Raw genomic sequence first — 19416 nt, 5'->3', positions numbered from 1 at the left:
AACCATGATCGATGCCAGGTCCACCCGGCGCGGGCTCTTTCTCGTCTTCATGATCATGTTTCTCGACGTGATCGGCATCGCCATCATTATGCCGGTGCTGCCGACATACCTGCGCGAGTTGACGGGCGACGATATCAGCCAGGCGGCGATTGACGGCGGCTGGCTGCTGCTGGTCTATGCCGGCATGCAGTTCCTCTTCGCGCCGTTCATCGGCAATCTCTCCGATCGCTTCGGCCGGCGGCCGGTGCTGCTCGCCTGCATCCTCACCTTCGCCATCGACAACCTCATCTGTGCGCTGGCGACCAGCTATTGGATGCTGTTCGTCGGTCGCGTGCTGGCGGGCATCAGCGGCGCGAGCTTCGGCACGGCTGCCGCCTATATCGCTGATGTCTCGACGGACGAGACGCGGGCGAAGAACTTCGGGCTGATGGGCATCGCTTTCGGCACCGGCTTCGCGCTTGGGCCGGTCATCGGCGGGCTTCTCGGCGAGTTCGGCCCGCGCATCCCGTTCTACGGGGCGGCGGTGCTCGCCTTCCTCAACTTCGCCGCGGCCTATTTCCTCCTGCCGGAAAGCCTGGGGACGGCCCATCGCCGCCGGTTCGAGCTTGCCCGCGCCAATCCGCTCGGTGCGCTCCTGCAGATGCGCAACTATCCGGGCGTGCTGTGGATCGGTCTGGTCTTCTTCTGTTACTGGCTGGCGCACGCCGTCTATCCCTCCGTCTGGTCCTTCGTTTCGGCGCTGCGCTACGGCTGGAGCGAGGGGCAGATCGGCTTGTCGCTCGGCATTTTCGGGGTCGGCGGCGCCATCGTCATGGCGTTCGTGCTGCCGCGCGTGGTGCCGAGGATCGGCGAGTTCCGCACGGCGGTCATCGGCCTTTCCTTCGCCGTGCTCGGCCTGTCCGGCTATGCCGCCTCGTACCAGGGCTGGATGGTCTATGCGGTCATCCTTCTGACGGCGCTTGAAGGCCTCGCCGATCCGCCGCTGCGCTCGATAGCTTCCGCCCGCGTGCCGCCCTCCGCCCAGGGCGAATTGCAGGGCGCGCTGACCAGCGTTTCCAGCATTACTACGATCATCGGCCCGCTGATCTTCACCCAGGTGTTCAGCCACTTCACCGGACCCACGGCGCCGGTGGCCTTCGCCGGGGCACCATTTGCGCTTGCGGCGCTGATGCTCTTCGTTGGCCTTGTGATCTTCGTGGTGAAGTTGCGCGGCGCGGGGACCGGCCCGAGTGGAAATCTGGCGACGGAAGGCGCCTGAAGCGCTTTCAAACGTGACATTTTGACGAAATTTCCGCGTGCAGGCATCGCGCGGCACCGCATTCCGGCATTTTTGATGAAAGCATCAAATCAATTCGATTGATCGCGGCTGGAAGTTGTGATCCGAAGCGATGCGAAAGTGAGAACTATCATGCACATGGCACCGCATCGCGAGAACAACGGCTGGGGCGCGCATTTTCGCGCGACTTTCGCCCTCGGCGTACCGTTGATCGGCGCGCAGCTCGCCCAGCTCGGCATTCACACGACGGACGTGGTCATTCTCGGCCGCCTCGGCGCTGCGCATCTCGCAGCCATCGTGCTGGCGAGCTCCTTCTTCTTCACCATCTTCATCCTCGGCTCCGGTTTTGCCAATGCCGTCATGCCGATGGTGGCGCAGGCCTATGGCCGTGGCGACCCGGTCTCCGTGCGGCGCGCCGTGCGCATGGGCATGTGGGTGGTGCTGCTCTATTCCGTGCTGATGATCCCGCTCTTCTACAATGCGGAGAACCTCCTGCTGCTCGCCGGCCAGAAGCCGGACGTGGCGGCGCTGGCCGGCAGCTATCTGAAGATCGCCCAGTGGGGCATGGCGCCGGGGCTGCTCTTCATGACGCTGCGCGGTCTCGTCAGTGCGCATGGCCGGGCCGGCATCGTGCTCTATGTCACGATCATCATCCTGTCGGTCAACGCGTTCTTCGCCTATGCGCTGGTGCTTGGCCATTTCGGTTTTCCGGCCATGGGCATCGAGGGGGCGGCCATCGTCTCGTTCGGCGTCAACCTCTTGAGCTTCGTGCTGCTGACGGCCTATATCCAGTCGCGTGCCGACATGCGCCGCTACGAGCTCTTCGTGCGGTTCTGGCGGCCGGATTGGCTGGCCTTCCGCGAGGTCGTCCATCTCGGCCTGCCGATCGGCCTTACCATGCTGGCAGAGGTCAGCCTCTTCAGCGGCGCCTCGCTGCTGATGGGCAATATCGGCACGCTGGAACTGGCGGCGCACGGTATCGCCCTGCAGCTCGCTTCCATTGCCTTCATGGTGCCGCTCGGCCTTGCCCAGGCCGGCACGGTGCGCGTCGGCGTGGCGCATGGCCAGGGCGATCACCTCGGCGTGGTGCGTGCCTCCTGGGCGGTGCTGGCGGTCGCGGCGGTCATCGCCGTTGGCGGCGGCGTGCTCTTCGCGCTCATCCCCACCACGCTCGCCTCGATCTTCCTCAACAAGGCGGGCAAGGATTCGGTGGCGGTGCTGGCGATTGCCGGCCCCTTCGTGGTGATCGCCGGCGTCTTCCAGCTCGTCGACGGCCTGCAGGCGATCGCCGCTGGCCTGCTGCGCGGGTTGAAGGACACGCGCATCCCGATGATCCTCGCGCTGATCTCCTACTGGCCGATCGGCTTCCTCGCCGCATGGTTCTTCGCCTTTCCGGCCGGCTTCGGCGGCATCGGGGTCTGGTTCGGGTTCCTTTGCGGCCTTTCGGCGGCCTCCATCCTGCTCAACTGGCGTTTCTACCGCCTGGTGACGCGGGGCGTGCCGGCGGCCCGGCCGATTTGAGAGGCCGGCAATGACCGGCCCCGCCGCCAGCATCGAGGAGATCCGCATGCTGGAGGAGGCGCTGCATCGCCCGGAGGTCCGCGGTTCACGTCCGGCCGTCGAGGCGCTTTTGGCGGAAGGCTTCGTCGAATTCGGCAGTTCCGGTACCATCTACCATCGGGCGGAGATGCTCGACCTCCTGTCGGAGGAGGCGGACGAGCCCAGCGACGGAACGCTGGAGGCCAGCGACTATGCCCTGACGGCGATTGCCGAAGGCGCCGTGCTGCTCACCTATCGCACGTGCCGCCGGGCGGCGGACGGATCGGAGCGCCACGTCCTGCGCGCCTCGATCTGGAAGCGGGTGGGGGAGCGCTGGCAGATGGCCTTCCACCAGGGAACCGTGGTGCCGGTCTCGCTGTCCTGAGCGCCAAAACGAAAAAAAGCCCCGGACATCGTCCGGGGCTTTGATCTGTCGGAATGGCTCAGGCCCGTTCCGGGATGGCCGCCTCGCCCTTCTTCTCGCGCACCAGATTGATGAAGCGACGGAAGAGGTAGTGGCTGTCCTGCGGGCCGGGGGAGGCTTCCGGATGGTGCTGCACGGAGAAGACCGGCTTGCCGACGAGGCGCAGGCCGCAGTTCGTGCCGTCGAACAGCGAGATGTGGGTTTCTTCCACGCCGTCCGGCAGGGAGGAGGAGGCGACTGCGAAGCCGTGGTTCATCGAGACGATTTCGACCTTGCCCGTCGTGTGGTCCTTGACCGGATGGTTTGCGCCATGATGACCCTGGTGCATCTTCTCGGTCGTGGCGCCGACGGCAAGGCCCAGCATCTGGTGGCCGAGGCAGATGCCGAAGATCGGGATGCCGCTGTCGATCAGCGTCTTGATGACCGGCACGGCATATTCGCCGGTTGCAGCCGGGTCGCCCGGGCCGTTGGAGAGGAAGATGCCGTCCGGCTTCAGCGCCAGCACGTCGTCGGCGCTCGAGGTCGCCGGCATGACGGTGACCTTGCAGCCGAGGCCGGTGAAGAGACGCAGGATGTTGCGCTTGACGCCGTAGTCGAGCGCGACGATGTGGTACTTCACGTCGCTCTCGGCGAGATCCTCGTAGCCTTCGTTCCATACCCAGGGCTTCTCGCTCCAGCGCGAGGACTGGCCGGAGGAGGCGACCTTGGCGAGGTCGAGACCGACAAGACCGCTCCAGGCCTTCGCTTCGGCCTTCAGCGTCTCGATGTCGAAGACACCGTTCGGGTCGTGGGCGATGACGGCGTTCGGTGCACCGTTCTCGCGGATCCAGGCGGTCAGCGCGCGCGTGTCGATGCCGGAAAGGCCGATGATGCCACGGGCCTTCAGCCAGCCGTCGAGGTGCTTTGCGGCGCGGTAGTTGGACGGGTCCGTGATGTCGGCCTTGAAGATCGTGCCGACGGCGCCGTGGCGCGCGGCGGGGGTCAGGTCCTCGATGTCCTCGTCGTTGGCGCCGATATTGCCGATATGCGGGAAGGTGAAGGTGACGATCTGGCCGAGATAGGACGGGTCGGTGAGGATTTCCTGGTAGCCGGTCAGCGCCGTGTTGAAGCAGACTTCGGCGGTTACCTTGCCGGTGGCGCCGATGCCCTTGCCTTCGATGACGGTGCCGTCGGCAAGAACGAGCAGGGCGGTCGGCTTTTCAGTGGTCCATGCGGGGGTCGAGGTCATGAGTATCCCGTTTCCGGCGCCTGGCCCCGGGCTTGAAAGCCGATGGACCGGGCACCATTTAAGATCGCAGGCAAAGGCGCGCGGAAGCCCGCGTTGGTTCGCCCTGATTGCCGATTTTCGTGCAGGTGCCGGAAAATAGACAAAGCGGATGACGGGGTCAACCGTTGCCTGTGGATTGCGTGGAATTATAAAGCGTTGAAATTCAATTGCTTGCGCAATCCGTTTGCCGGCAGGCCCTCTGCCGGTCTATGAGCATGCACAATCGAACGATGATTGAAGCCCAAGCCGCGCATCCGGCGCCGGCGGCTTCCAATGGAGAAAATGATGCGCGATACGATCGCAAACGCCCTCAAGGATGCACTCAAGGCCAAGGATGCCTGCCGTGTCTCCACGCTGCGCCTGATCCAGGCCAAGCTGAAGGACTGCGACATCGCCAACCGCGGTGTCGGCAAGGGGCCGGTCGAGAACGACGAACTGCTGCAGATCCTCGCCAAGATGATCAAGCAGCGCGAGGAATCGGCCAAGATCTTTTCCGAGAACGGCCGCCCGGAGCTTGCCGCGCAGGAACGCGAGGAAATCAAGGTCATCGAGAGCTTCCTGCCCGAGCAGATCTCCGAGGACAAGATGAAGGACATCATCGCCGCCGCCATCGCCGAAATCGGCGCGCAGGGCCTGCGCGACATGGGCAAGGTGATGGCCGTGCTCAAGGAGCGTTATCCCGGCCAGATGGATTTCGCCAAGGCCTCCGGCGTGGTGAAGGACCTTTTGAAATAGGCCGGTGACGAATTTTTCGGATGCGGGGCGGCTTCGGCCGCCCTTTTTGTTGGGGAACTATCCCGGACCGCACGTATTCCGTGCAATCTCCGGAAGCCAAAGGTGTCGAATCCTGTTATGATGGCCGCCAGGAGCCCGACGATGCGGCGATGAGCGTCCATCGGCTCGCCCCGGCGAAGTGCATGCGATGCCGCCGGATATGTTTTTGCGTTGATGCCCGGTGGCCGTCTCAAGGAGGCCAAGCCGATGCGCGTGATGTTCCTTCTTTCCCTTGCGCCGCTCCTTCTTGCGGGACCGGCTTCCGCCCATGACGCGGCGAGCGGCTGGCAGTACGAGGCCTTCTGCTGCAACGGCAACAGCGAGACCGGCGACTGCCAGATGATCCCCGCGCGGTCCGTGCGCGTCATCGCGGGCGGCTACCGTGTGATGCTGGCGCCGGGCGACCATCGCCTTGCCACCCGTGCTCACATCTTCCTTCTGCCGCAGGATACGACGCGCCGCTCGCAGGACGGCGAGTACCATCTCTGTCTCTACCCGACCGAGGACACGCCGCGCTGCTTCTACGCGCCGGACATGGGGTTCTGACGGTGCCTGTGAATTGCTGTGGGCAGGCGACTATCGCTGGCGGTGAGCGCCGCGCATGGTTATATGGACCCCGACCGGGGGACCCATGCGCTTTTCCAATGCCTTCCTAGACGAGATCCGCGACCGCGTCTCCATTTCGGAGGTGATCGGCAAACGCGTGACCTGGGATCGCCGCAAGACCAATGTGTCGCGCGGCGACTATTGGGCCTGCTGCCCGTTCCACGGCGAAAAGTCGCCAAGCTTTCACTGCGAGGACCGCAAGGGCCGATACCATTGTTTCGGCTGCGGCGTCTCCGGCGACCACTTCCGCTTTCTCACCGATCTCGATGGCCTGTCCTTCCCGGAAGCCGTGCAGCAGATCGCCGACATGGCGGGCGTCGCGATGCCGCAGCCGGACCGCGAGGCCGAGCAGCGCGAGAAGGAACGCATGGGCCTTGTCGAGGTCATGGACATGGCTGCGCGCTTCTTCGAGGACCAGCTTCAGACGCCGGCCGGTGCGAAGGCGCGCGCCTACATGCGCGACCGCGGGCTGACGGGCCGCACCATCGAGACCTTCCGGCTCGGCTACGCGCCGGAAAGCCGTAACGCATTGAAGGGCTTCCTTGCCGGCAAAGGCGTTCCGAAGGAGGCGATCGAGGCCTGCGGCCTCGTCGTGTACGGGCCCGATATCCCGGTTTCCTACGACCGTTTCCGGGACCGCATCATGTTCCCGATCCTTTCGGTGCGCGACAAGGTCATCGCTTTCGGTGGACGCGCCATGTCGCCGGATGCGCCGGCGAAATATCTGAACTCCAACGAAACCGAGCTCTTCCACAAGGGCAATGTGCTATACAACCACGCGCGGGCCCGCAAGGCCGCTCAGGGTGCGGATGGTGCGGGCACGATCATCGCCGTCGAAGGCTATATGGATGTGATCGCCCTCCACCAGGCCGGCATCGAGAATGCCGTCGCGCCGCTCGGCACCGCGCTCACCGAGAACCAGCTTGAACTCCTCTGGAAGATGACGCCGGAGCCGGTGCTCTGCTTCGACGGCGACGGCGCGGGCATTCGCGCGGCGAACCGGGCGGCCGATCTCGCGCTGCCCTATATCAAACCGGAACGCACGGTGCGCTTTGCGCTGCTGCCCGATGGCAAGGACCCTGACGACCTCGTACGCCACGAGGGTCGTGCGCCCTTCGACAAGGTGATGGCCGGCGCCCGGCCGCTTGCCGAGATGATCTGGAGCCGCGAGGTGCAGGGCGCGAATTTCGAGACGCCGGAAAGCCGGGCGGCGCTGGAGGCGCGCCTGCGCCAGATCACCGGCGCGATCGCCGACGAGGACGTGCGCCGCCACTACCAGCAGAACATGCGCGACCGGCTGAACGCTTTCTTCCGCCCGGCGCCGCGGCAGGGAGGCGGCGGCTTTTCCGGCAACCGGCAGACGAGGGGCGGCGGGCGCGGCGCTGTGCAGGGCACACCTGTTTCCTCCGGCATTTCCGACCGGCTGGCGCGCTCGGCGCTGGTGCGCGGTGCACAGGAGCTGCCGGCGCTGCGCGAAAGCGTGCTGGCGCTCACCGTCGCCAACCATCCCGGCTTGCTCTTCAGCGACTACGACGAAATCGCCATCATCGAATATGAGAACCGCGACCTGCAGCGGCTCTGGTCGGCGCTGCTCGGCATTGCCGGTTCCGTCGGCACCAGGCTGGAGCGCGACCGGCTGATCGAGGAGCTGGAAGCGGCCGGCTTCGACGCGTTGCTGCGCGGGCTCGACCAGCAGATCCGCAATTCCCGCCTGTGGACCGCGACGGCGGAGGCCGCGCCCGAAGATGCCCGCGAAGGCTACCTTCAGGCGCTCGCCCTGCACAAGCGCACCCGCGCCCTGCTCTGGCAGCGCCGCGAACTGGAGCGTGAGCTTGCCGTGGCGACCGAGGAGGGCGACGGAGAACGCGTCCCCCAGATCCTGCGCGCGCTGCAGGAGGTGCAGATGGAAACCATGCGCCTGGAGAACCAGGAAGCCATCATCGAGGGTTTCGGCGTGCTCTCCGGCCGTGTGAAGGGGCCGGCGGGCAAATAGACCGCCGATCCTTCCTATTCGTCGAAGACGATGGAGAGCTTGTTGCCGACGGGGTCGCGCACATAGGCGGAGTACCAGTGCGGGCCGTAGTGCGGGCGCGGGCCGGGGGCGCCTTCGTCTGTTCCGCCATGGGCGAGGGCGGCCGCATGGAACGCCTCGACCTCCTCGTGGGAGGCGGCGGGAAAGCCAACCATGGTGCCGTTGCCGACACTTGCCGCCGCGCCGTCGAAGGGCGTGCACAGCCAGAGCGTGAAGCCATCAGGGCCGCCACCTTTTGTGTAGCCGCGCAATCCCGGATAGTCCGCCCGGACGGCCCAGCCGATCGTCGCGAGGACGGCGTCGTAAAATGGCGTGGTTGCTGCGGCATTCGGCGTGCCGAGGGTTGTGTAGGCATCCATTCTGCGTCTCCCGTGTCGATTTGTTTGCAACCTTATCTTGAAATGAGAACAAATCAAGAACATTATTGAGCGGTGGACGTTGGCCGCGGGCGGTTGCCCAACCGTGCCGGCTTGGTCAGAATGGAGGGGAACGAAAGTGCACATGATGATTGACGCCCGCCCCTCCGCCTCCCTTGCCGCCCTGTTCGATGCGCCGCCGGACGATCCGCTGGACGTGCTCAAGCGCGTCTACGGCTACGATGCCTTTCGCGGCAAGCAGCAGGCCGTCGTCGAGCATGTGGTGGGCGGCGGCGATGCCGTCGTCCTGTTCCCGACCGGCGCTGGCAAGTCGCTCTGCTTCCAGATCCCGGCGCTCTGCCGCGAGGGCGTCGGCATCGTCATCTCGCCGCTGATCGCGCTGATGCGCGACCAGGTGGAGGCGCTGAAGCAGCTTGGCGTCCGGGCCGCCGCGCTCAATTCTTCGCTGACGCGCGACGAATTCTTCGCCGTGCGCGATGCCATGCGCGCGGGCGCGCTCGATCTTCTCTACGTGACGCCCGAGCGGATCGTCACGGAAGGCTTTGCCGAGCTCGTCGCCGATGCGCGCATCGCGCTCTTCGCCATCGACGAGGCGCATTGCGTCTCGCAATGGGGCCATGATTTCCGGCCGGAATACCGGGCGCTCGGCGTTCTCGGCGAGCGGTATCCCGGCGTGCCGCGCATTGCGCTGACGGCGACAGCGGACCCGCACACCCGTGGTGATATCATCGAGCGCCTCGGCCTTCAGGATGCGGCGGTCTTCACCACCAGCTTCGACCGGCCGAACATTTCCTACGAAATTGCCGAACGCGACCAGGCGCGCCAGCAATTGCTGCGCTTCCTGTCGCGCCATCAGGGCGAGAGCGGCATCGTCTACTGCCTGTCGCGCGCCAAGGTGGAGGACACGGCCGACTGGCTGAACGCGCAAGGCGTTCGCGCGCTGCCCTACCATGCCGGCTTCGAGCGCGCGGTGCGCGACGCCAACCAGGATGCCTTCCTGAAGGAAGAAAACCTCTGCCTGGTCGCGACGGTCGCCTTCGGCATGGGCATCGACAAGCCGGATGTGCGCTATGTCGCCCATCTCGACCTGCCGGGCTCGGTGGAGGCCTATTATCAGGAGACGGGTCGCGCGGGCCGCGACGGCCTGCCCTCCGAGGTCTGGATGGCCTACGGCATGGCCGACGTCGTGCAGCGCCGCAAGATGATCGACGAGGGCGGGGCGGCCGACGAGATCAAACGCATCGAGCGCGCCAAGCTGATGGCGCTGCTTGCCATCTGCGAGACGGCCAGTTGCCGGCGCAAGGCCATCCTGGCGCATTTCGGCGAGGCATATTCCGGCCATTGCGGCAATTGCGATACCTGCCGCAACCCGGTCGAGACCTGGGACGGCACGGAAGCGGCGATCAAGGCGCTCGCTGCGGTCTACCGCACCGGCGAACGCTTCGGCGCCGCCCATGTCATCGACGTCCTGCTGGGCTCTGTCAACGAGAAGACCGAGCGCTTCGGGCATACGGAGATGCCGGTCTTCGGTGCGGGCAAGGACATTGCCGGGCGTGTCTGGCAGTCGATCTTCCGGCAGCTTCTGGCCGCAGGCCTCATCAGTGTCGATCATGCCGCCTTCGGCGCGCTGAAGCTGGAGCCCGAGGCGCGTGCGGTCTTCCGCCACGAGCGGCAGGTGCTGTTACGCAAGGATCGTCCGCAGGCGGGAGGACGCAAGGGCAAGGCCGGCGGCTCGCCCGCCGCCCGCGAGCGCTCCAACCTTGCCGGCTCCGATCGCGAGCTCTTCGAGCTGCTGCGCGCCGAGCGGTTGTCCATCGCCAAGGACCTCGACGTGCCGCCCTATGTCGTCTTCCCGGACACGACGCTGATCGCGCTTGCCAAGGAACGACCGCGTGACCGGGAGGAGCTGCTCGACATCCCCGGCATCGGCGTTTCCAAGCGCGACCGCTTCGGCGACGCCTTCCTCGCCGTGATCGACGACTTCAGCGGCTGACTTTTTTTGAAGTCGATGTCGGAACGTTCCGGTCTCCTTCGTCCTTGAGCGTGTTCAAACAAGGAGGACTGTCCGATGAAGGTTACGCAGCATCTCTGGTTCGCGGCGGACATGGAGGCCGCCATCGGCTTCTACACGTCGCTTGTTCCCGGTTCCTCGGTCCATTGGGTGTCGTCGCTTCCGGCCGAAACGCCGAGCGGCCCGCCGGGCAGCGTGAAGATCGCGAGCTTCACGCTCGGCGACCAGCGCTACATGGCGATCGAGGCCGGCCCGCTCGATCCGTTCAACCACAGCTTTTCCATCATGGTCGAATGCGAGACGCAGGGCGATCTCGACCGGCTGTGGGATGCGCTGCGCGAGGGTGGTTCGGTCGAACAGTGCGGCTGGTTGCGGGATCGCTGGGGCCTCTCCTGGCAGATCGCGCCGACGCGGCTCGGCGAATTGATGAGCGACCCGGACCAGGCGAAGGTCAAGCGTGTCACCGAGGCGATGCTCCAGATGGTCAAGCTCGACATCGCGCCGCTGGAGGCCGCGGCGGCGGGGTAGGCTGGGTGCGGCGGAGGCTCGCCGTCACATCCGGACGGTCATGCCGCCGTCGACCACCAGCACATGGCCGTTGACGAAGGAGGCCGCGTCGCTGGCGAGGAACAGGGCGGCGCCGGCGATTTCGTCGGCGCGGGCCCAGCGCTGCGCGGGGATGCGCTGGCGAACGAAGGGCATCAAGCCCTCGTCGGCGGCGAGCGCCGCGTTGGTTTCCGTCGCGAACCAGCCGGGCGCGATGGCATTGCTGGTGATGCCGTGCGGGGCGTATTCGACGGCCATGCTGCGCATGAGGCCGGTGAGGCCGTGTTTGGCCGCAGGGTAGATGCCGTCGTTCGGCATGGCCACGTGGCCGCCGATCGAGGTGATGGCGATCAGCCGTCCGTGGCCGTTGCGCTTCATCAGCGCGGCGGCATCGCGCGAGAGGCTCGCGGCGGCGGACAGGTCGGTGCGGATCAGCTCGTCGATCGCCGCATCGTCCATCTCGGCGAGCGGCCGGCGATCACGCGCGCCGACATTGTTGACGAGCACGTCGAGGCGGCCATGGCTCTCTTCGATCCCGGCGAGCGTGGCGCGCTGGGCGGCCCGGTCGGCGATGTCGAAGGCGTCCGCTGTGGCGCTTCCGCCGGCAGCGGTGATCCTTTCGACGGCCGCGTCGAGCGTCGCGGCCGTGCGGCCCGTCACGATCACATGGGCGCCGGCCTCGGCCAGCGCCCTGGCGATCTCGAAGCCCAGCCCGCGGCCGCCGCCGGTGACCAGCGCCACGCGGCCCTGCTGGGAGAATCTTTCCAGTATCGTCATGGCGCAATTCCTTTCGCGCCGTCACCGGACAGGGCAGGCGCTGTCCTGTCAACCCCGCTGCCGTCCGGGTCGCGGGAATGCACGACTTTGTCCTTTTGCAAAAAAGGCGCTATCTCCGGTGCGAAAGGATTTCAGCCATGGCCCAGAACATCTACGACCAGCCCGCCTTCTTCGAGGGGTATTCCGGTCTCCCCCGCTCGGTGCACGGCCTTGCGGGCGCAGCGGAATGGGATTCGGTCCGCGTCCTGTTGCCGGGTCTTGCGGGCCGGCGCATCGTCGATCTCGGCTGTGGTTTCGGCTGGTTCGCGCGCCATGCGGCAGAAGCGGGTGCGGAAAGCGTGCTCGGCCTCGACCTCTCGCAGAACATGATCGCCCGCGCCCGGGCGCAAACCGTATCTCCGGCCGTCCGCTACGAGATCGCCGACCTCGACCGGCTGGAGCTGCCCGCCGGCGCTTTCGATTTCGCCTACAGTTCGCTTGCCTTCCACTATATCGCGGATTTCGACCGGATGCTGCGCACGCTCCACGCCGCGCTGCTGCCGGGTTCGTCTTTCGTCTTCACCATCGAACACCCGCTCTACATGGCGCCGTCCCGGCCGGATTGGACGCAGATCGACGGCCGGACGGTGTGGCCGGTCGATGGTTATCTCGTCGAAGGCCCGCGCACGACGGACTGGCTGGCCAAGGGTGTCGTCAAGCACCACCGCACGCTCGGTACGACCCTCAACGCGTTGATCGCGACCGGTTTTGCCATTCGCCATGTCGAGGAGTGGCGGCCAAGCGAAGCGCAGCTTGCGGCGCATCCGGAATGGCAGGTGGAACTCAACCGGCCGATGTTCCTGCTGATCGCCTGCGACCGGCGCTGAAACAGCGAAAAGAACGACCGGAGCCCTTTACGTCGCCTCCCGCTGCGCTAGAACTATCGCAGTGGAGCAATTCGCCGGCACTACGATCAAAACGACAAGCCGGCGTTTACCGGAACGGGAGCCGTGCCCATGAAAAGACTGAACCTGCCGCTCGACGGCGCCTGCCGCTGCGGGCGCGTGAAAATCCGCATCAGCGCGCCGCCGATGCTGACCATGGCCTGCCATTGCACCGGCTGCCAGCGCATGTCGGGCAGCGCCTATTCGCTGAGTGCGGCGATCCCGACGGAGGGGTTTGCCGTCATTGCGGGCGCGCCTGTCGTCGCGGGGGCGAATGCCGAGGCCGGCCATCATTTCTGCCCGGATTGCATGACCTGGATGTTCACCCGGCCCGCCGGCTTCGACTTCTTCGTCAATGTGCGTCCGACCCTGCTGGACGAGACCGGCTGGTACAGCCCGTTCATCGAGACCTATACGAGCGAAAAGCTTGCCTGGGCGCAGACGCCCGCCGAGCACAGCTATGAAAAATATCCGCCGATGGAGGATTACGAAAAACTGATCGGCGCCTATGCGGCAAGCGCGGCCTGAGCCGTCGCCGTTAAAGCGTTTCCGTCATTTCCGTGGGTGCCTATCCATGACCTCCGCCTTCATCGCCCATCTGCAGTTCGAGCTCGGCGCTCTCAAAACCGCGGGCCTTTACAAGGCCGAGCGGGTGATCACCTCCAAGCAGGCCGGCGAGATCGCCGTTGCCTCGGGCGAGCGCGTGCTGAACTTCTGCGCCAACAACTATCTCGGCCTTGCCGACAACGCGGAACTGGCCGAGGCCGGCAAGAAGGCGCTCGACCGCTACGGCTACGGCATGGCCTCGGTGCGCTTCATCTGCGGCACGCAGGAGGAGCACAAGGAACTCGAGGCCCGCATCTCGTCCTTCCTCGGGCTGGAGGACACCATCCTCTATTCCTCCTGCTTCGATGCCAATGGCGGTCTCTTCGAGACCTTGCTCGGCGAAGAGGACGCCATCATCTCCGATGCCTTGAACCATGCCTCGATCATCGACGGCGTGCGCCTCTCCAAGGCGAAGCGCTTCCGCTATGCCAACAACGACATGGCGGCGCTGGAGGAGGAACTGAAGAAGGCGGAAGGCAGCCGCTTCAAGATGATCGCCACCGACGGCGTCTTTTCCATGGACGGCATCATCGCCAATCTCGGCGGCGTCTGCGACCTTGCGGAAAGATACGGCGCCATGGTCATGGTGGACGACAGCCATGCGGTGGGTTTCGTCGGCAGGCACGGCCGCGGCTCGGCCGAACATTGCGGCGTGGAAGGGCGCATCGACATCATCACCGGCACGCTGGGCAAGGCGCTGGGCGGGGCGTCCGGCGGCTATACGTCGGGCCGGAGGGAAGTGGTGGAGTGGCTGCGCCAGCGCTCGCGGCCCTATCTCTTCTCCAACACGCTGGCCCCTGTCATCGCGGCGGCCTCGCTGAAGGTGTTCGACCTGATCGACAATGGCGATGCGCTGCGCCGGCGGCTCTATGCCAATGCGGATCTGTTCCGCACGGAGATGACGAGGCTCGGTTTCACGCTTGCGGGCGAGGGGCATCCGATCATCCCGGTCATGCTGGGGGATGCGGCACTGGCGCAGGAGATGGCCTCGCGCATGCTGGCGCGGGGCGTCTATGTGATCGGCTTTTCCTTCCCGGTCGTGCCGCGCGGCCAGGCGCGCATCCGCACCCAGATGTCGGCGGCGCACGGCGAGGCGGATGTCCGCAAGGCCATCGACGTCTTCGCAGAGGTCGGGCGTGAGCTCGGCGTCATTTAGAGAATCGTCTGAATCCCTTGCGGAGATTTCGTCATGTCGAACATGATGCGCGCGCTGGTTAAAGCAAAACCTGAAGTCGGCCTCTGGATGGAGAGCGTGCCGGTCCCCGAGGTCGGCCCCAACGACGTGCTGATCCGGGTGAAGAAGTCGGTGATCTGCGGCACGGACGTGCATATCTGGAACTGGGACCACTGGGCGCAGAAGACCATCCCCGTACCGATGGTCGTCGGCCACGAATTCGTCGGCGAGATCGCCGAGGTCGGCTCGGCCGTCACCAAGTACCATGTCGGCGAGCGGGTCTCGGGCGAGGGGCATATCGTCTGCGGCAAGTGCCGCAACTGCCGGGCCGGCCGCGGCCATCTCTGCCACTACACGAAAGGCGTCGGCGTCAACCGGCCGGGTTCCTTCGGCGAATTCGTCTCGATCCCCGAATACAATGTCGTGCCGATCCCCGACGATGTGCCCGATGAGGTCGCGGCGATTTTCGATCCGTTCGGCAATGCCGTGCATACGGCGCTGTCCTTCGACCTCGTCGGCGAGGACGTGCTCGTCACCGGCGCGGGGCCGATCGGCATCATGGGCGCGATGGTTGCGAAACGTTCCGGTGCCCGCAAGGTCGTCATCACCGACATCAACCCCGTCCGCCTCGATCTCGCACGCAAGGTCGGTATCGACTATGTCGTCGATGCCTCCAGCCAGGACCTTGCCGAGGTGATGGCCGAGATCGGCATGACCGAGGGGTTTGACGTCGGCCTTGAAATGTCCGGCGCCCCGCCGGCCTTCCGCTCGATGATCGATGCGATGAACAATGGCGGCAAGATCGCCATTCTCGGCATCGCGCCCGATGGTTTCGGCATCGACTGGAACAAGGTGATCTTCAAGATGCTGACGCTGAAGGGCATCTACGGCCGTGAGATGTTCGAGACCTGGTACAAGATGATCGCCTTCGTGCAGGGCGGGCTCGATCTTTCGCCGATCATTACCCATCGCATCGGGATCAACGATTTTCGGGATGGCTTCGAGGCGATGCGCTCGGGCAATTCCGGCAAGGTCGTCATGGACTGGCATTGACGCCTGCCGCGCAAACCTGTCCAGCGGTTTGTGACAACGACAGGCGCGAGAACGTGAGAGGAGGTCTAAAATGAAGTATGAGGGAAGCTGTCATTGCGGCGCGGTCGCCTTCGAGGTGGAGGGCGAGTTCGACACGGGGCTCGACTGCAACTGCTCCATGTGCCGGCGCCGCGGCGCACTGCTCGCCTTCGTGCCACGCGAGAAATTCGTGCTGACGAGTAAGGAGGAGAACGTTTCGACCTACATGTTCAACCGCCACGTCATCGAACACCATTTCTGCGCCAAATGCGGCATTGCGCCCTATGGTGAGGGAAGCGATCCGAAAGGGAACAGGATGGCGGCGGTCAACCTGCGCTGCATTCCGGCCATCGATCTGGAGGCCCTGACCATCACCAAGGTCGATGGTCGTTCGTTCTGATCGTGTCGGCTGCGAATCGGTTCGGCCGAGGCGCGGGTTGTCGGGGGAACGGGGGCCTTGTCTTTTTAGGAAAGGCTCCTACATGTTGGCTCTATCGCCCGGATCCGCCGACTTTCCTGTCCGCGAACCCGAATCGGAACCTTTTCCAGCTTTTTTGCCGGAAAAGCTTGACGTAACCGAAAATTCTGGGAATCACCATTGTTGGCTGTGAAGGAATGGGTACGGCGGATCGGGAAGTCATGTCAATCGTGTTGCTTCGGCAACATCGCCACAGGACCGGGGGCCGGGCTGTGGTTAATCGGGATTTAATTGTCAATCCGTTAGGTCAGGGATGCTGATTCGCGGTGACGATGCCGAAAGGCGATCGGTCGCGAAACCCCTAACCGCTTGGAAACTGATGCTCAGGAAAGCGACGAAATAAATGGCGACAAAGGTCAAAGAGAACGAGGAAGTCGAAAACGAACGCGAAGGCGCATCCGACGGCCCACTTCTCGATCTTTCCGATGATGCCGTCAAGAAGATGATCAAGGCCGCCAAGAAGCGCGGCTATGTCACCATGGACGAGCTGAATTCTGTCCTGCCGTCCGAGGAAGTCACCTCGGAGCAGATCGAGGACACGATGGCCATGCTGTCCGACATGGGCATCAACGTCATCGAGGACGAGGACGCCGAAGAGGCGACCCAGGGCGGCGAGGAAGAGGGCGGCGACGACGACGGCGACAGCGAGGGCGGCGAACTTGCCACCTCCAGCGGCACCGCGCTTGCCACCGCCAAGAAGAAAGAGCCGACCGACCGCACGGACGACCCGGTGCGCATGTACCTGCGCGAGATGGGCTCCGTCGAGCTTTTGTCGCGCGAGGGCGAAATCGCCATCGCCAAGCGCATCGAAGCCGGCCGCGAGACGATGATCGCCGGCCTCTGTGAGAGCCCGCTGACGTTCCAGGCCATCATCATCTGGCGGGATGAACTCAACGAAGGCCAGACGCTGCTGCGCGAGATCATCGACCTCGAAACGACCTATTCCGGTCCCGAGGCGAAGGCGGCTCCGCAGTTCCAGTCGCCGGAAAAGATCGAGGCCGATCGCAAGGCGGCCGAGGAAAAGGAACGGACCCGCAAGCCGCGCGCCGCCAACGACGACGACATCACCAATGTCGGCGGCGACGCCATGCCGCCGGAGGAAGAGGAAGAGGACGACGACGAGTCGAACCTTTCGCTCGCCGCCATGGAAGCGGAACTGCGCCCGCAGGTCATGGAAACGCTCGACACGATCGCCGAGACCTACAAGAAGCTGCGCAAGCTGCAGGACCAGCAGGTGGAAGCCCGCCTGCAGGCGACCGGCACGCTCTCGCCCGCCCAGGAGCGCCGCTACAAGGAACTCAAGGACGAGCTGATCACGGCCGTCAAGTCGCTGTCGCTGAACCAGAACCGCGTCGACAGCCTCGTCGAGCAGCTCTATGACATCAACAAGCGCCTCGTGCAGAACGAGGGCCGCCTGTTGCGTCTGGCCGAAAGCTACGGCGTCAAGCGCGATTCGTTCCTCGAACAGTATTCCGGTGCGGAACTCGATCCGAACTGGATGAAGTCGATCGCCAATCTGGCCGCCCGCGGCTGGAAGGAATTCGCCAAAAGCGAAAACACGACGATCCGCGACATCCGCCAGGAGATCCAGAATCTCGCCACCGAGACCGGCATCTCCATCTCGGAGTTCCGCCGCATCGTGCACATGGTGCAGAAGGGCGAGCGCGAGGCGCGCATCGCCAAGAAGGAGATGGTGGAAGCCAACCTCCGTCTCGTGATCTCGATCGCCAAGAAGTACACGAACCGCGGCCTGCAGTTCCTCGACCTCATCCAGGAAGGCAATATCGGCCTGATGAAGGCGGTCGACAAGTTCGAGTATCGCCGCGGCTACAAGTTCTCGACCTACGCGACGTGGTGGATCCGGCAGGCGATCACCCGTTCGATCGCCGACCAGGCCCGCACGATCCGTATTCCCGTGCACATGATCGAGACGATCAACAAGATCGTGCGCACCTCGCGCCAGATGCTGCACGAGATCGGCCGCGAGCCGACCCCGGAAGAACTGGCCGAAAAGCTCGCCATGCCGCTCGAAAAGGTCCGCAAGGTCCTGAAGATCGCCAAGGAGCCGATCTCGCTCGAAACGCCCGTCGGTGACGAAGAGGATTCGCATCTCGGCGACTTCATCGAGGACAAGAACGCGCTGCTGCCGATCGACGCCGCCATCCAGGCGAACCTGCGTGAGACGACGACCCGCGTTCTCGCCTCGCTTACGCCGCGCGAGGAACGCGTGCTGCGCATGCGCTTCGGCATCGGCATGAACACCGACCACACGCTGGAAGAAGTCGGCCAGCAGTTCTCGGTGACGCGCGAACGTATCCGCCAGATCGAGGCGAAGGCGCTGCGCAAGCTGAAGCACCCGAGCCGCTCCAGGAAGCTGAGAAGCTTCCTGGATAGCTAAAACGCGCAAGCTCCGCTCGTTCCTCGACGGCTGGGGAAGCCCTGCGCTGCCGGGTCTTTCCGGCAGCCTTGGAGACTGTTCAAAGCAAAGCCCCCGCGGCCGGTTGGTCACGGGGGCTTTTGTGTGTTCGGCAGTACTGTGTTGGGGCTCCCGGTATCAAAGGATGCCGAGCAGATCGTCCAGCACTCCGCCCGGGCCAAGCAGGTCGTCCAGCAACGACTGCGTGAGACCGAGATCGGCAAGATCGACGACACCATCGACGAGGTCGTCGAGGTGGAGGCCTCCGTCGCCGATGTTCTCGCCAAGAAGCGTGTCGAGGAGACCGTTCAGGCCGACCTCGTTGAGCACATCGCCCAGTCCGGCTCCCACAAGATTGCTGAGGTCCAGATCGAGATTGATCACGCCATTGGCCGTGACGATCTTTTCGACGCCGAAGACCGCCTGTTTGTCGCCATTGCCTGAAATTTCGAACAAGCCACTGCCATTCAGCGTCAGAAGATAGTCGCCGGCATTCCCGTCGAGATAGGCCGTATCCTCTCCGTTCCCGCCATAGACGGTGTCGTTGCCATCCATGTAGATGACGTCATCGCCGTCCCCGCCGCCGATCAAATCGTCGCCTTCGCCGCCACGCAGCGTGTCGTTCATGTCTCCGGCATAGATCGTGTCGTTACCGGCCCCGCCGTCGATATCGTCGCGTCCCGAGTTCGGTGAAATGCCGGGGCCGCCATAGACGATGTCGTTGCCGCTTCCGCCACGCACGATGTCGTCGCCAGCACCATGGAAGAGTGTATCGTTGCCAGCCCCGCCGTCGATCTCGTCATTGCCGGCGTTGCCCCATATGACGTCGTTTCCCCCTCCTGCCTGGGCGACGTCGTTTCCGGTTCCGAGGCCGATCCTGTTGGCGCCGTCGTTGCCGAGAACACTGTCGTTGCCACCCTGTGCAAAGACACTTCCTTGCCGGTTTTCGAAGACGAAGGTGTCGTCACCGGCCGTAAGAAAATAGGTGTCGCTCATATGATTTACTCCTCGCAATCATTGCGTTCACCGGGCCAAGGCGTTGGCCCGTGAATAAAAGGATGTGCTTTTGAATTTTAAATTCAACCATTGCGGGAAATTCATTTATTTTTTGCTTTCTTG

The 19416-nt window shown here is 64.5% G+C and carries 18 protein-coding genes; 14 read left to right on the top strand and 4 right to left on the bottom strand.

Going from position 1 to position 19416, the window contains the following annotated elements; all coding sequences use genetic code 11:
* Positions 1 to 4: 4 nt before the first annotated feature.
* The 3 genes from K0P03_RS12725 to K0P03_RS12715 all read left to right on the top strand — a co-directional run bounded on the left by K0P03_RS12725 (position 5) and on the right by K0P03_RS12715 (position 3200).
* Positions 5 to 1258 carry a TCR/Tet family MFS transporter gene (locus K0P03_RS12725; protein ID WP_130517414.1) on the top strand — a complete coding sequence of 418 codons (1254 nt, stop codon included), beginning with the start codon at positions 5 to 7 and terminating at the stop codon, positions 1256 to 1258.
* 150 nt (positions 1259 to 1408) lie between these two features.
* Positions 1409 to 2797, top strand: a complete 1389-nt coding sequence (locus K0P03_RS12720) for an MATE family efflux transporter (protein WP_023515717.1) — start codon at positions 1409 to 1411, stop codon at positions 2795 to 2797.
* Between the two features lie 10 nt (positions 2798 to 2807).
* Entirely contained in the window at positions 2808 to 3200 is a 393-nt protein-coding gene (locus K0P03_RS12715) for a nuclear transport factor 2 family protein (protein ID WP_023515716.1), read from the top strand.
* A gap of 58 nt (positions 3201 to 3258) precedes the next feature.
* On the opposite strand, the gene carA is transcribed toward K0P03_RS12715, so the two are convergent.
* The gene (gene carA / locus K0P03_RS12710; RefSeq protein WP_023515715.1) at positions 3259 to 4467 is read right to left on the bottom strand and encodes a glutamine-hydrolyzing carbamoyl-phosphate synthase small subunit; all 1209 of its coding nucleotides are present in this window, start codon (positions 4465 to 4467) and stop codon (positions 3259 to 3261) included.
* A 324-nt stretch (positions 4468 to 4791) separates the two neighbouring features.
* Between carA and K0P03_RS12705 the strand changes: the two genes are divergently transcribed.
* The 3 genes from K0P03_RS12705 (at position 4792) to dnaG (ending at position 7879) form a co-directional block, all read left to right on the top strand.
* Positions 4792 to 5241, top strand: a complete 450-nt coding sequence (locus K0P03_RS12705) for a GatB/YqeY domain-containing protein (protein ID WP_023515714.1) — start codon at positions 4792 to 4794, stop codon at positions 5239 to 5241.
* Between the two features lie 255 nt (positions 5242 to 5496).
* Positions 5497 to 5826 carry a hypothetical protein gene (locus K0P03_RS12700; RefSeq protein ID WP_082342425.1) on the top strand — a complete coding sequence of 110 codons (330 nt, stop codon included), beginning with the start codon at positions 5497 to 5499 and terminating at the stop codon, positions 5824 to 5826.
* A gap of 85 nt (positions 5827 to 5911) precedes the next feature.
* Entirely contained in the window at positions 5912 to 7879 is a 1968-nt protein-coding gene (gene dnaG, locus K0P03_RS12695; RefSeq protein WP_272789777.1) for a DNA primase, read from the top strand.
* 14 nt (positions 7880 to 7893) lie between these two features.
* Here the strand turns inward: dnaG and K0P03_RS12690 are convergent, their stop codons facing one another.
* Positions 7894 to 8277, bottom strand: coding sequence for a VOC family protein (locus K0P03_RS12690; protein WP_050744218.1), 384 nt, complete (start codon positions 8275 to 8277; stop codon positions 7894 to 7896).
* Between the two features lie 142 nt (positions 8278 to 8419).
* On the opposite strand from K0P03_RS12690, the gene recQ reads away from it, so the two are divergent.
* Together recQ and K0P03_RS12680 are read left to right on the top strand one after the other, a co-directional pair.
* Positions 8420 to 10288 carry a DNA helicase RecQ gene (recQ, locus tag K0P03_RS12685; RefSeq protein ID WP_443020547.1) on the top strand — a complete coding sequence of 623 codons (1869 nt, stop codon included), beginning with the start codon at positions 8420 to 8422 and terminating at the stop codon, positions 10286 to 10288.
* Positions 10289 to 10363: 75 nt separating this feature from the next.
* The gene (locus K0P03_RS12680) at positions 10364 to 10834 is read left to right on the top strand and encodes a VOC family protein (protein ID WP_023514173.1); all 471 of its coding nucleotides are present in this window, start codon (positions 10364 to 10366) and stop codon (positions 10832 to 10834) included.
* A gap of 24 nt (positions 10835 to 10858) precedes the next feature.
* Here the strand turns inward: K0P03_RS12680 and K0P03_RS12675 are convergent, their stop codons facing one another.
* Complete coding sequence (locus K0P03_RS12675) at positions 10859 to 11629, bottom strand: SDR family oxidoreductase (protein WP_272789776.1); 771 nt, start codon at positions 11627 to 11629, stop codon at positions 10859 to 10861.
* Positions 11630 to 11766: 137 nt separating this feature from the next.
* On the opposite strand from K0P03_RS12675, the gene K0P03_RS12670 reads away from it, so the two are divergent.
* The 6 genes from K0P03_RS12670 to rpoD all read left to right on the top strand — a co-directional run bounded on the left by K0P03_RS12670 (position 11767) and on the right by rpoD (position 18279).
* A complete protein-coding gene (locus K0P03_RS12670) occupies positions 11767 to 12495 on the top strand; it encodes a class I SAM-dependent methyltransferase (RefSeq protein WP_272789775.1) in 729 nt (242 codons plus the stop codon).
* A 129-nt stretch (positions 12496 to 12624) separates the two neighbouring features.
* Positions 12625 to 13080 (top strand): GFA family protein, encoded by a 456-nt coding sequence (locus K0P03_RS12665; protein ID WP_023516539.1) that lies wholly within the window; start codon positions 12625 to 12627, stop codon positions 13078 to 13080.
* Positions 13081 to 13126: 46 nt separating this feature from the next.
* Positions 13127 to 14314 carry a glycine C-acetyltransferase gene (locus K0P03_RS12660; RefSeq protein ID WP_272789774.1) on the top strand — a complete coding sequence of 396 codons (1188 nt, stop codon included), beginning with the start codon at positions 13127 to 13129 and terminating at the stop codon, positions 14312 to 14314.
* A 33-nt stretch (positions 14315 to 14347) separates the two neighbouring features.
* A complete protein-coding gene (gene tdh, locus K0P03_RS12655; protein WP_272789773.1) occupies positions 14348 to 15385 on the top strand; it encodes an L-threonine 3-dehydrogenase in 1038 nt (345 codons plus the stop codon).
* A gap of 70 nt (positions 15386 to 15455) precedes the next feature.
* Entirely contained in the window at positions 15456 to 15803 is a 348-nt protein-coding gene (locus K0P03_RS12650; RefSeq protein ID WP_024271101.1) for a GFA family protein, read from the top strand.
* 421 nt (positions 15804 to 16224) lie between these two features.
* Positions 16225 to 18279, top strand: coding sequence for an RNA polymerase sigma factor RpoD (gene rpoD, locus K0P03_RS12645; RefSeq protein ID WP_050746269.1), 2055 nt, complete (start codon positions 16225 to 16227; stop codon positions 18277 to 18279).
* Positions 18280 to 18435: 156 nt separating this feature from the next.
* On the opposite strand, the gene K0P03_RS12640 is transcribed toward rpoD, so the two are convergent.
* Positions 18436 to 19293, bottom strand: coding sequence for a calcium-binding protein (locus K0P03_RS12640; protein WP_024271102.1), 858 nt, complete (start codon positions 19291 to 19293; stop codon positions 18436 to 18438).
* Positions 19294 to 19416: the final 123 nt, after the last annotated feature.

Source organism: Shinella sp. HY16 (genome assembly GCF_028534175.1).
Classification (GTDB): Bacteria; Pseudomonadota; Alphaproteobacteria; order Rhizobiales; family Rhizobiaceae; genus Shinella.
The sequence above is the reverse complement of the archived record's forward strand: the minus strand, read 5'-3'. Positions and strand labels throughout refer to the sequence as shown.

Bases quoted from the DNA above. Each gene is read 5' to 3' on its own strand.
- K0P03_RS12670 (WP_272789775.1), top strand. From the start codon at position 11,767: ATGGCCCAGAACATCTACGACCAGCCCGCCTTCTTCGAGGGGTATTCC.
- K0P03_RS12705 (WP_023515714.1), top strand. From the start codon at position 4,792: ATGCGCGATACGATCGCAAACGCCCTCAAGGATGCACTCAAGGCCAAG.
- K0P03_RS12690 (WP_050744218.1), bottom strand. From the start codon at position 8,277: ATGGATGCCTACACAACCCTCGGCACGCCGAATGCCGCAGCAACCACG.
- recQ (WP_443020547.1), top strand. From the start codon at position 8,420: ATGATGATTGACGCCCGCCCCTCCGCCTCCCTTGCCGCCCTGTTCGAT.
- K0P03_RS12665 (WP_023516539.1), top strand. From the start codon at position 12,625: ATGAAAAGACTGAACCTGCCGCTCGACGGCGCCTGCCGCTGCGGGCGC.
- K0P03_RS12715 (WP_023515716.1), top strand. From the start codon at position 2,808: ATGACCGGCCCCGCCGCCAGCATCGAGGAGATCCGCATGCTGGAGGAG.
- rpoD (WP_050746269.1), top strand. From the start codon at position 16,225: ATGGCGACAAAGGTCAAAGAGAACGAGGAAGTCGAAAACGAACGCGAA.
- K0P03_RS12660 (WP_272789774.1), top strand. From the start codon at position 13,127: ATGACCTCCGCCTTCATCGCCCATCTGCAGTTCGAGCTCGGCGCTCTC.
- K0P03_RS12675 (WP_272789776.1), bottom strand. From the start codon at position 11,629: ATGACGATACTGGAAAGATTCTCCCAGCAGGGCCGCGTGGCGCTGGTC.
- K0P03_RS12650 (WP_024271101.1), top strand. From the start codon at position 15,456: ATGAAGTATGAGGGAAGCTGTCATTGCGGCGCGGTCGCCTTCGAGGTG.
- tdh (WP_272789773.1), top strand. From the start codon at position 14,348: ATGTCGAACATGATGCGCGCGCTGGTTAAAGCAAAACCTGAAGTCGGC.
- K0P03_RS12720 (WP_023515717.1), top strand. From the start codon at position 1,409: ATGCACATGGCACCGCATCGCGAGAACAACGGCTGGGGCGCGCATTTT.
- K0P03_RS12725 (WP_130517414.1), top strand. From the start codon at position 5: ATGATCGATGCCAGGTCCACCCGGCGCGGGCTCTTTCTCGTCTTCATG.
- K0P03_RS12680 (WP_023514173.1), top strand. From the start codon at position 10,364: ATGAAGGTTACGCAGCATCTCTGGTTCGCGGCGGACATGGAGGCCGCC.
- K0P03_RS12700 (WP_082342425.1), top strand. From the start codon at position 5,497: ATGTTCCTTCTTTCCCTTGCGCCGCTCCTTCTTGCGGGACCGGCTTCC.
- K0P03_RS12640 (WP_024271102.1), bottom strand. From the start codon at position 19,293: ATGAGCGACACCTATTTTCTTACGGCCGGTGACGACACCTTCGTCTTC.
- carA (WP_023515715.1), bottom strand. From the start codon at position 4,467: ATGACCTCGACCCCCGCATGGACCACTGAAAAGCCGACCGCCCTGCTC.
- dnaG (WP_272789777.1), top strand. From the start codon at position 5,912: ATGCGCTTTTCCAATGCCTTCCTAGACGAGATCCGCGACCGCGTCTCC.